The sequence below is a fragment of the Streptomyces sp. CRCS-T-1 genome, from assembly GCF_024442335.1.
Classification (GTDB): Bacteria; Actinomycetota; Actinomycetes; order Streptomycetales; family Streptomycetaceae; genus Streptomyces; species Streptomyces koelreuteriae.
On the sequence record NZ_CP101651.1, the window covers coordinates 7,670,346 to 7,681,099 of the forward strand.

The following is a 10,754-nucleotide window of genomic DNA, read 5'->3' on the forward strand; positions in this document are numbered from 1 at the left end:
TGGGGGACTCCGAGGGTTCAGAAGAAGCCGTTGAGCGGGGGAGGGGTGCCGTTGAGCAGCCAGTCGCCCGACACCCGCGCCTTGTGCGCGATCGGGTTGTGGGAGGCGACGGTGCGGGCGTTGCGCCAGTGCCGGTCCAGATGGTGCTCGCGCAGCGTGGCCGACGCGCCGCCGACGTCGTAGAGGCGCTCACCCGCGCTCAGCGCGGCGCGGGCGGCGGTCACCTGAGCCTGTGCCACCGTGGCGGCCGCCGCGTGCAGGGCGTCCGGAGCGCCGGTGACGCCGTCGTCGGCGGGGACCGCGAGCGCCGCGTCGATCACGGCGGCGGCGTGCAGCACCACGGCCTCGGCCGCCAGCGCCCCGGCCGCGATGTCGCCGACGGCGAGCTGCACCAGCGGATCGTCAACCGCCGCTTCGACTCCCGCGTGTTGCACGGCGCGGGCCTTCTCCCGGCCGTACGTCACCGCGTCCGCCAGGGCCGCCTTGGCGATCCCGGTGTGCACCGCGGCCAGGAACAGCTGGTAGTACGGGCCCAGATGGGTCCGGCGCTGCCGTCCGGTCGCGTCGACCGCGACCTCGTCGTCGTACGCGACCACGCGCCGCAGGTGCGTCGTACCGGAGGCGGTGGTGCGCTGGCCGAGCGCGTCCCAGTCGTCGACCAGCTCGACGCCCTCGCGCGAGCGCGGCAGCACGACCCGTACACGGCGGTCCTCGTCGTCGAGCGCGATCACGACGACGTGGTCGGCGAAGAGCGCCCCGGTCGAGTAGAACTTCGTGCCGTCCACTCGGAACGCCCCGCCGTCCCGGGTGATACGGGTCCGTATCTCGCCGGGGTGCGCGGTGCCGCGCTCCGACGCGGCGTTGCCGAACAGCTCACCGGCGACGACCACCGGATACCAGCGGGCACGCTCGTCCGCGGTGCCCTGGCTGATGAGCAGTTCCACGAAACCGAAGTGCGGGCGCAACGCCTGCGCCACATTCGAGTCGGCCTCGGCCAGATCGATGACGAGCCGGAAGAGGTCGACGACCGTACCGCCCGCACCACCGTGCTCCCGAGGCACGCGCAACGCGCCGAGTCCGCTGTCGCGCACCAAGTCGACGCTTTTGTAGGGGAGTTCGCGGGCTGCCTCCAGTGACGCGGCGTCGGCGCGGATGCGGTCGAGAAGCTCGGGCGGCGCCGCGGAGAGGGCGTGCGGAGGGACGCGAGAGGGCATGGAGAGGCCTCCGAGAGCGGGGCGGGGCGGCGCGCGTGTCGGCGGACGCGCGGCGGCGGGGCGGAAGACGGCACGGCGTACAGCCGCGGCGAAAAGGGAGGGAGAGAACGCGCGGAGGCGTGCGCGGCCGGGCCCCGACGAAGCGTCGTCGGGGGCGTTCCGGAGTATCAGGAAGGTGACGCGCGACCTACGCGGCGGCGCTGCGACAGACGGCACTCGAGACACGCGACAGATCGACATGACGTCGCTGTGTGAGCATCTGCCGGTCAAACATGATCGACATTGAACCAGACGGCTGTTCTCGCGGTCGAGACGGCTTTGACGAAGCGGCTATCGGGATTCCCTTCCACGGGACACGGCACGGGTGTGCCTGTTGGTGCCGATCAGCGCTGGTTCGGGCCGGTGGATGCCGCGTGGCCGGTAGCCGAGGGCGTCGGAGACACCGGCCAGGTCGGCGAGGTACCAGATGATGGCGAGCCACATCTCGGTGCCCTGCAAGCCGGGTCGGTTCTGCCGCTCGCCCGTGGTGGTGGGGTGCGGGGCGCGGAAGGCGAACCCTTCACCGTCCACCCAGTGCTTCAGCGCGTCGGCGAGCAGTTGCCGTGCCAGGGTGACGATTTCGTCGGCGCGGTAGCCGGTGGTGCGGGTCAGCCACAGGGGATGGGCGATGTCCAGGATGTTGCAGGCGGTCTGCCTGTCCCGGCGGGTGTAGCGCGCGTCGCGGGCGTGCCGGAGCACGGAGTCGACGGTCTGCTCGGGGTAGGGCACGGGCAGACCGTACTGGGCGAACGTGCCGCGGCTCGCGCGGTAGAAGCCGTTGACGACCGGCATCAGGCCGTCCGCGGCACTGGGCGTGCCCCACAGGCCGGTGTGCGGGTCGGCGTGGGTGAGCAGCCATCCGAACAGGGCGTCGAGCGCGCCGGGCTGTTCGCGGACTTCCCTACGGCGGTTCCACATGAGGGCGGTGCCCAGGGTGTCGGCCCAGTCGCCGCAGTACCAGGGGTTCTCCTCCCAGGGCAGGGCCTCCAGATGCTCGACGACGTCACCGGCGGTCAGCGCGGCGACGCTGTGCAGGGGATGCGCGAACTCGCTGCCCAGCAGGTCGAGGGCGTAGCCGACGCACAGGAAGTGGTAGCCGGTCTCCTCGCTGAAGGGGAGCGCGCCTACGGGGCGTTGGCGTCCGTCCTCGTCGAGTGCGCCGACGATGCCGCTGTGGGGGTCCTGCCAGGACCGCAGTCGTGCGATCTGCTCGTCCGCGGACAGGGGGAGCGGGGCGCGTCCGAGAAGCAGGTCGGCGATCTCCACGGCATCGCACTGGGCGCGCACGGTGGGCGGACCGCCGGGAGCGTCGACGAAGAGCCCGCCGCCGTCGGGGCCGGGCACGAAGCAACGGGCGATGACATCGTCGGCCTGGGCGCGGGCGGTGTCCGCGAACGCGGTGAGCCGGCCGGCCAGGTCCGTCGGTGTCCCCTGGCGTCCTGCGGGAGGTGCTCCGCGCCAGCGCAGGACACGGGCGGGGTTGCCGGCGACGACGGCCCTGGCCGGGACGTCCTTGGTCACCACACTGCCCGCTCCGATCACGGCACCGTCGGCGACGGTGATCCCGTCGAGCACCACGACGTGGGAGCCGATCCATACGTCGTCGCCGATCCGGATGCCCTCGGAGGACATCGGCTGCCGGAACACCTCGGTGTCGGGGTCCTCGTAGCCGTGGTTGAAGGCGAGCAGGGAGGTGTGGGCGCCGATGCGGACACCGTCGCCGAGTTCGACGGTGCCGCGGACCACGGCGTAGGGGTTGACGGTGCAGTCACGTCCGGTGCGCAGCGTGCCGGTCAGGTAGGCGCCGGCCGCGATGTAGCTGCGGGGTCCGAGCCGGAGCCCCTCGTTCTGGACCGCGGCCAGCGGGGAGATGTAGCAGTCCTCGCCGATGCCGTACTCGTCGCCCGCCTCGCACAGCGTCCGCTGGAAGCGGTGCTGCCGGGCGCGGTCGTCGGCGGTGGCCTGTTTCCAGTAGTGCCAGGGCGAGTAGTCGAACAGGGCGGGTGCGGCGGGGTCGTTCGAGTCCGTCATGGGGTTCGTGTCCCTTCGGGTCCTGCAAGGTCATGTTCTCCGACCCGCCGATGACGAAAACCCCGCTGTGCGCAGAGGGCGCCCGGCGGCGGTTCGGGTCAGACCCTCTCCCGCGTCCACACCCGACGCCCCCGGCTCCCGGCGGCGTCGACACGGACCGTGCGCGCGTCACGGCCGACATGGGCGTTCATCGCCGACCGCAGCCGGTGCCGGAAGGTGAACCCCGGGGCCGGTCCCGCCTTCGCGGACCGCTCCCGTACGTCGGCCTTCTTGCACAGCACGTCCCACACCCGGTCCGGGCACTCCCCGCGCCGCCAGAGGAAGTCGCAGTACGGGATGTGCGCGATCTCCAGGTTCAGCCAGCCGTCCTTCTTCAGTACGCCCTCCCACTCGGACGGGCGGAGCTTCAGATAGCCGCGCGGCCGGTCGGACTTGTTCACGCTGGTGATGCCGAGCACGCGGACGAAGCCCGGGGTGCGCTCCAGCACGACCACCGGACGCTCCTTGTAGGTGTTGTCGTCGTGGGTGAGCTCGGCCGTCCACACATCGCCGACGGCCGGTGGCCAGGACGTCACTCCGGGCGGCGCGGGCCGGGCCGGCGGCCCGGCCCTCAGCCAGCGCACCAGACGGACGGCCGCGGCCACCGCGCAGCCGGCGGACAGCGCCACCAGCGACCACCACAGGACCGCGAGCAGCAGCGTCCCGGCGGTGGCGTCGTCCGGGTCGGGCGCGAGGGTGCCGCCGGTGTGGTGGATCCAGTACCCGGTGACGACGGCCAGGAGCGCCCTCCACATGGCCGTCCGCAGCAGGACCAGCGGGAAGTAGCCGTGGTCCACGGCCCGCAGCAGACCCAGTACCGCTGCGGTCGTCGCGTAGACCACGGTCACTCCGGCCACGACCTGCTTGTCGACCTGGGTCTCCAGCGGTGCCATGACACCCGCCACCACGCAGCAGAGGCCGACCGCGCGTGCCGCGATCAGGATCCTGCTCCCTTTGAGCCGCGCGGGCGCCACCATCCGCACCATCGGCCGGGCCACCAGTACGCACAGCACTAGCAACGCGACACATATCCAGGTGTTCCTGTCGCTGGTGAAGCCGACGCGGAGCACCGGAAACATCAGCACCCACATCACCCAGGAGCCGACCCCCACCGCCAGCGGCGCCCCGCCCGCGTACTCGGACGTCTGCCGCTTCGACCTCAGCCGTGGCTGCTGCGTCCCTCCCATCAGCGGCGTACTCAGACACACCAGCAGTACGGCCCCCACCAGAATCCCCTGCACGGTCCCCCCGCTCTCATCGCTCGGAGCAGCATGGCCGTGCCACAGGCCTGCACGACGTCGTTTCGCCCTTCCGAACCCAGGCGCCGGGCGGTCTGGTAAATGCGCCCCGACAGACAGTGATGCGCGACTACTCTTTGTCGCATTGAACGGGCCGTCTCATGGAGCCGGCCCGTTCACCAGGGGGGGCGGAGGACGTGCATGCTGCTGGAGCGATACCAACTCCAGGAAGTCTGGGAGGAGTACGACAACACCAGGTACTGGCGGGCCTTCGACGAGGAAACCGACTCGGAGGTGTTCGTGCAGGAGCTGCGGCCTCGCGCCGCCCCGGCGCGGGACCGCAGGCCCACCAAGGAGTCGTTCGGCCTGCCGGGAGAGCTCAAGCGCCAGGTCCGTGTCCTGCCGACGGCCGAGCGGCAGCACCTGCTGAACGTGCACGACGTCGTGGAACACGCGGGGTCCCTGTGGATCGTGATGGATCCCGTGCAGCCCCTCTCCTTGCATCATCTCCTGCGCCAGCAGGGCAGATTCGGCCCGGCGGGAGCGGTACACATCTGCGCCGAACTGGCGGAATCCCTCGCGGAGTTACACAGCTCCGGCCTTGTCCACGGCCAATTCGATCCGCGTAACGTCTTCTTCCGCCCGGACCAGACCGCGGCGCTCGCGGGATACGGTCTGACCACCGATCCGCTCGGCGACGGCGGCCCATGGGTACGCCCTTGGCGCCCAGGATCCCCCTACACGGCGCCAGAGCAGGCCAAGAGCCGCGACGTCCCGCCACGCCCCAGTCGGGCGGGGGACCTCTGGGCTCTGGGGATGACGCTGTACGAGCTGGCACACGGCCCCGCGGTGGGCCGCCGCGTTCTGGCCGCGAGCCCGCTGCGGGCGCTGCCGGACTCCCGGCCGCCTCGCGTCCGCGGTGAACGTGAGCTCACCCTCCTGCTCCGCATGCTGCTGGCACCGCACCCCGGCGCCCGCAGCTCCGCCGATCCCGCCGTGGTGTCCCTGCGCCGCCTGGCACAGAGCCACGCACCGCCGCCCAGCGGACACTGGGCCGTACCCAGCCGATTCCGCCGCCCGTTCGGCCAGCGCGTGCGGGACGCCCTGCTCAAACTGGGGGCCCGGGTCACCTCACGGCTGGTGGCAGCCGTTCTCGTCGCCGTACTGGCCACCATGCTCGGCATCCACCTCGCGGGGAAGTCGCAGGCCCACGGCTGGTGGGGCTTCGTGCTCCAGGGCGTGGTCATCGGCGTCGCCTACGCCCTCGTGACGCTCGGGGCACAGGGCGCCACACACGTCTGGGCCTACTACGTCGAGTGGCGCCGCCGACGCCGCGGCACACCAAGTCCGTTGCCCCCCGCCCCCTCTCCGCCGTCACCCCCGGCGGCGCTCGCGGCATCGCCGCCGCAGGTTCCGGAGTGCACCCCGCGCCTGACGGTGCGCGACCGGCGAGGAGTCACCGTGGGACGGCCCGTGCGGTTGGACTTCACCCTCGACGTACCCGAGGGCCACCCCTGGCACCTGCCCGTCGGCAGGCCCGCCGAACTCGTGCTCCTCGCGCAGGCCCACACGGCGGCGACCGTGACGCCACCCGCCGTCGGATACCGGGTGGCGCCCGTGGAGCGGGCGACCTTCCGCTTCACCGCCCACGAACCGGGGCACCATCATCTGCGCCTGACGGTGTACGACCGGCACCACGGTCTGGTGCTGCAAGAGCTGGACGCGACGATGGAGGTCGACGCGTCCGGATCACTCGGTTCCGTCACCCCCCGCACGCTGGAGCCGTGAGTCCTTGGACGACGACCGCATCCCCCTCACCGCGAGACGGAACGCGTCCCAGGGCTATCGGCGCCTTCCCGAACCGCCCGTCAGCGAACACAAGGACCTCGTCGTCGTGCTGCGCTGCCCGCCCGGAGCGCAGCGGACCACGATCATCATGTGGGGCAAGAAGCTCCAAGAGCCGCGCACCGGAATGCACACGGTGGAGCTGGCCAAGGGACGGGCGGACCTCACGGCGCAGTGCGCCCAGTTGATCGCGGAGTGGCAGCGCTTCGTGGACTACGAGCCCAGCACGACGGAACGACGAACGAGGGAGGCGCCCTACACGCATGTGGCCGACCTCAGCGGCCGGCCGGACGGGGAAGTGGAGGAAAACGTCGCTGAGCTGGCCTGGCACGGTGCTCGCTTTCTCACCCGGCTCCTCGAAGGCCATGGGCGAGTGGCGTCCTTCCGGGACCAGCTCCTGGCCCTCCTCCGTCACCAAGACCTCCGCATCCGCTTCGACTCGGACGTGGCCATACCCTGGCAGATGCTCGCCCTGCCCAGCGGTCCCGAGACAGCGGATCCGCCCCGTGAAGGCGACGCGTTCCACAGGTTCTTGGGACACCGCCATCAGATCGAGACGACATCACCCGACACCTACGACATGGCCTACTGGTACGAGGGAATTCGTTCCGAGCATGTGAGCAGCATCAATGCGAACGAGAGCCTGATGGAAAAGGTCCCCAAAGCCAAGGACCTCGCGGACCTCCTCGCGCGGCGGACCCGGGTCACGGAGCGCTTCACGCGCGCACAGTTGTTGAAGGACTTGAGGAAGCCGGTCCTCGACGAGGACATCATGTACTTCTTCTGCCACGGCGGTTACGAATTCCAGGGCGGTCACTCCTGGCACAGCCTGCGACTGAGTGACCCCGCACCCCTCGATCCCGACCATATCGACGGCTACCGATCGCAATTCACCGAGAGCGCACAGGACTCCCCGGTGATCTTCCACCCTCTCGTGCTGCTCAACGTCTGCTCGTCCGGTGCGCCGGGAAATGACGGCAGCCTGCGCTTCGCTTCCGTCTTCGTCAAACACGGAGCGGTAGGAGTCCTGGCCCCGCACATCAGCATGCCTCAGAATTTCGGCGCCGAATTCGCCCTGAAGTTCCTCGAACACTACGTCGTGGAACGGCGACGGGCCGGTGAAGCGGCGCAGAACTGCGTCCACTGGTTCGCCAAGACCTACCGCAACCCGCTCGCCCTGGCGTACAGCCTGTGCTGCGGACTCGACACCCGGCTGCCCGCGACCACGGAAGAGGCCAGCACCGCATGAGAAGACGTTTCGCTCGGCTCGGGCATCCCGCCACGGAGGCGGCCTTCGTCACCGTCGACCTCGACAAGGACGGATGGCTGCTTTCCCCCGAGGGCGACCCCGTACGGGCCGACGGGCTCCACGATCATTTCGCCGACCGGCTCAAGCCGCCCGATTGGGCCACCGACATCATCGTCTACGCCCACGGCTGGCAGACCAGTCCGGCCAACTCGCTGCGGAACGCTCAGCGACTGCTGCACCTGATGCACCAGCAGCGTGCCGTGCGGAGAAGGCTCTATCCCCGACTCGGTGACGACTACGCGCCGTGGACCGTCGTAGTGCGCTGGCCCTCTTCCTCGCCACTGTCGCGCAGCGGCTACAACAGGATCCGCGACCGGGCCCACGCGATGAGCGTCGGCGGCGGATACGCCTCCCATGTGCTGGGGCACCTCCTGGGCTATCTCGACGGCCGCCGCGGCGATCCGCGGTCCGCCACCCTGCGGACCGCGGACGGTCAGTACCTGCATCTGGTCGGCCACTCCTTCGGCGGCCGCTTTCTGTGTGAGGCGGTCACCTGGGCGGCGGGAAACGCGGACGGCGGAAAGCTGGGATGGAGCGTCCCCACGCACCCCGCGCGTCCGTTCACCGTCGACTCCCTGACCGTCTTCCAGATGGCGGCGCCCGTATCGGCCTTCGACGCGTTGTTCGAGCAGTTGCGACCCGGCCCGCTCGGCCATGTCTCGCCCGTCGGCGGTCCCTTGGTCTTCACGCACTCACGCCATGACAGGGCCACCGGGTACTGGCACCTGCGCAAAGAGGGCGCACCCGGCATCGGGCACTCGGGGATGCGGCTGACCGGCGAAACTCCCGGGATCGCTTCGAGCGATGTGTGGCGGACGCGGCTGCTGCCGGCCGACACGCCCTACCCTCGCCTCTCCCTGGACCACGTCTTCGTCAACGTCGACGCCGGCTGGCTCTTCCGGAGCAGCCGTCTCAACCCCGTGGGCGCGCACTCCAACTATTTCCACCCGGAGTCCGCTCATCTGCTGCTCAGTCTGGCCGACCTGTCCCGCCCGGAACCGGCTGCCGAGCCCCTCGCGCCGCGGAGCGCCAAGTCGTAGGCGCTCAGCAGGGAGTGGTCGCATGGCCAGAGCGTGGGGGTGGGGCGGGGGCGACGGAATCGCCCAGGGCCTGGGTCCGCTGCCGTCGGGCGTGTCTCACGCGGGCGTCGGCGGCACCCGGACGTCCGCCGGTAGCTCCGCGTCCTTCGCCTTGTCCCCGGCCGGCAGCTGGTCGGCGTACCCGGCCTCGGTCCACACCAGTTTCTTGAACTGCTCCGGGGTGAGGACCCCCTGCCACGGCGTGCCGCCCGGGCAGAACACCGAGGAGCAGTCGGAGCAGTGGTACGCCGGCCGCCACAGGCGCTCCGCACGGGGGTTTCCGGCCTCGGCGGCGTCCTTCTCGCGCCTGTCGTCGCGCACGACCACGAAGGTCCCGAAGAAGCAGACCAGGGCGAGCAGCGCACCGCCGATCGTGTACAGCGGCTTGTCCTGCTGGAGGCCCATGAAGACGAGGGCGATGCCGATACCGGTCAGCACCATGCCCTCCGCGAAGTGCATGCATCCGTCGCCGGTCTTGTCCGGTCCGGGCGCCAGCCGTCCGTGCAGGTCGTCACGCAACGCGCCCTTGCCGCCGCGCGCCTGCTCGACCGTCCGCACCTCGGCACCGCCGCACCCCGGACACACCACCCTGACTGGCCCTCCGGCCGCCTCGATCTCCATGCTGATCAGCTTATCGACGCCCGGACTTGGGGACGGCGGGCCCCCGACCCCTCAACGCGTGAGGCGGGTCAGAGTGACCCCGTTCGGGAAGGCGGTGCGCTCGGCGGTGTCGAAGACGGTGGGGTCGAAGGGGCCGTCGAACACCGGGATTCCGGCACCGGCGACGACCGGATAGGTCTTGATGAGCAGCTCGTCGATCTCGGGCAACAGGGCGCCCGCGAGCCGGCCGCCCCCGCAGAGCCAGATGTCCAGTCCGGTGCCCGCTTCGCCCTTGAGGTCCCGGACGAGGGCGAGTGGGTCGCCCGGCACGACGGTGACGGCCGGGTCGGTGTGCGGCCCGAGGGTGCTGGACACCACGTACTGGCGCAGATGCGCGTACGGGCTGGTGATCCCGTTGTCGAGGGAGACCCGGTAGGTGCCGAGGCCCATGACGACGGTGTCGAAACGCCGGTGGGGCGCGTCGGCGACGCCGGCGGCGGCTCGAAAGGCGGTCGGGACGGTCTCCGGGTACAGCGCGTTGACCCAGGTCGAGTAGGCGGTTGCCTGCCGCTCGTCCCCCTGCGGGAAGAAGTCGAACTCGCCGCCGGGGCCGGCGATACGGCCGTCGAGCGAGACGGCGATGTAATACACGAGCTTGCGCATAAAGCCCCCGCCATGCGTAGTACTCTGATTGAAGTGGTGTGAACGTAGTACTACATATGGAGTGGTGTCAATGGTGAGACGGAACGACCAACGGCGCGCGGCCCTCGTCGACGCGGCGATCGAGGTGCTGGCACGGGAAGGCGCACGCGGTATGACCTTCCGGGCCGTGGACGCCGAGGCCGCCGTTCCCGTCGGCACGGCGTCCAACTACTTCGCCAGCCGCGACGACCTGTTCACTCAGGCCGGCGCCCGCGTGTACGAGCGGCTCCAGCCCGACGAGGCCACGATCGCCCGCCAGCGGGCGGCCGGCCGCGACCGGGAGACTTATGCCCAGCTGATGCGCGAACTCGTCGGCCGCATCGCCTCGTTCCGCACCGGCTACCTCGCCCTGCTGGAGCTTCGCCTCGAGGCCACCCGCCGCCCCGAACTGCGCAAGGTCCTCACCGAGCGCGTCCGCGCCGACGTCGACGCCAACATCGCCTACCACGAGGCGTCCGGCCTCCCCGGCGACGCCGTCGCCGTCAAGCTGCTCATGCTGACGCTGAACTGGCTGATCGTCGAGCAGCTCACCCTGCCGGACGTCTTCACGGAGGCGGAGCGCGAGCAGTTGGTCGCGGCCGCGGTGGAGCGCATCGTGGCGGCGGAGTAGGGGACTGGGGGACAGACGGGCCGAGCGCGGTGAGCCGGCCAGCTTGTT

The 10,754-nt window shown here is 70.6% G+C and carries 10 protein-coding genes; 4 read left to right on the plus strand and 6 right to left on the minus strand.

Annotated elements, in window-relative coordinates; translation table 11 throughout:
• Positions 1–17 precede the first annotated feature (17 nt).
• The 4 genes from NNW99_RS34760 to NNW99_RS34770 form a co-directional block, all read right to left on the minus strand.
• Positions 18–1,214, minus strand: coding sequence for an acyl-CoA dehydrogenase family protein (locus NNW99_RS34760; RefSeq protein WP_215123133.1), 1,197 nt, complete (start codon positions 1,212–1,214; stop codon positions 18–20).
• A gap of 187 nt (positions 1,215–1,401) precedes the next feature.
• On the minus strand, positions 1,402–1,497 hold the full coding sequence (locus NNW99_RS39235; RefSeq protein ID WP_370869179.1) for a putative leader peptide: 96 nt from the start codon (positions 1,495–1,497) through the stop codon (positions 1,402–1,404).
• A gap of 47 nt (positions 1,498–1,544) precedes the next feature.
• Entirely contained in the window at positions 1,545–3,284 is a 1,740-nt protein-coding gene (locus tag NNW99_RS34765; RefSeq protein WP_215123134.1) for a DapH/DapD/GlmU-related protein, read from the minus strand.
• A gap of 98 nt (positions 3,285–3,382) precedes the next feature.
• Complete coding sequence (locus NNW99_RS34770) at positions 3,383–4,564, minus strand: hypothetical protein (protein ID WP_215123135.1); 1,182 nt, start codon at positions 4,562–4,564, stop codon at positions 3,383–3,385.
• Positions 4,565–4,762: 198 nt separating this feature from the next.
• On the opposite strand from NNW99_RS34770, the gene NNW99_RS34775 reads away from it, so the two are divergent.
• The 3 genes from NNW99_RS34775 to NNW99_RS34785 are packed head-to-tail and all read left to right on the plus strand — an operon-like array spanning position 4,763 to position 8,755.
• Complete coding sequence (locus tag NNW99_RS34775) at positions 4,763–6,349, plus strand: protein kinase (RefSeq protein ID WP_215123136.1); 1,587 nt, start codon at positions 4,763–4,765, stop codon at positions 6,347–6,349.
• Positions 6,350–6,353: 4 nt separating this feature from the next.
• On the plus strand, positions 6,354–7,655 hold the full coding sequence (locus NNW99_RS34780; protein ID WP_255986545.1) for a hypothetical protein: 1,302 nt from the start codon (positions 6,354–6,356) through the stop codon (positions 7,653–7,655).
• Positions 7,652–8,755, plus strand: a complete 1,104-nt coding sequence (locus NNW99_RS34785) for a hypothetical protein (RefSeq protein ID WP_215123138.1) — start codon at positions 7,652–7,654, stop codon at positions 8,753–8,755. The genes NNW99_RS34780 and NNW99_RS34785 overlap by 4 nt, the downstream gene beginning before the upstream one ends.
• 96 nt (positions 8,756–8,851) lie before the next feature.
• On the opposite strand, the gene NNW99_RS34790 is transcribed toward NNW99_RS34785, so the two are convergent.
• Positions 8,852–9,415, minus strand: coding sequence for a hypothetical protein (locus tag NNW99_RS34790; protein ID WP_215123139.1), 564 nt, complete (start codon positions 9,413–9,415; stop codon positions 8,852–8,854).
• A gap of 51 nt (positions 9,416–9,466) precedes the next feature.
• The gene (locus NNW99_RS34795; protein ID WP_215123140.1) at positions 9,467–10,057 is read right to left on the minus strand and encodes a dihydrofolate reductase family protein; all 591 of its coding nucleotides are present in this window, start codon (positions 10,055–10,057) and stop codon (positions 9,467–9,469) included.
• Between the two features lie 70 nt (positions 10,058–10,127).
• Here NNW99_RS34795 and NNW99_RS34800 point away from each other — a divergent pair, with 70 nt between their 5' ends.
• Positions 10,128–10,706 carry a TetR/AcrR family transcriptional regulator gene (locus tag NNW99_RS34800; RefSeq protein WP_215123141.1) on the plus strand — a complete coding sequence of 193 codons (579 nt, stop codon included), beginning with the start codon at positions 10,128–10,130 and terminating at the stop codon, positions 10,704–10,706.
• Positions 10,707–10,754: the final 48 nt, after the last annotated feature.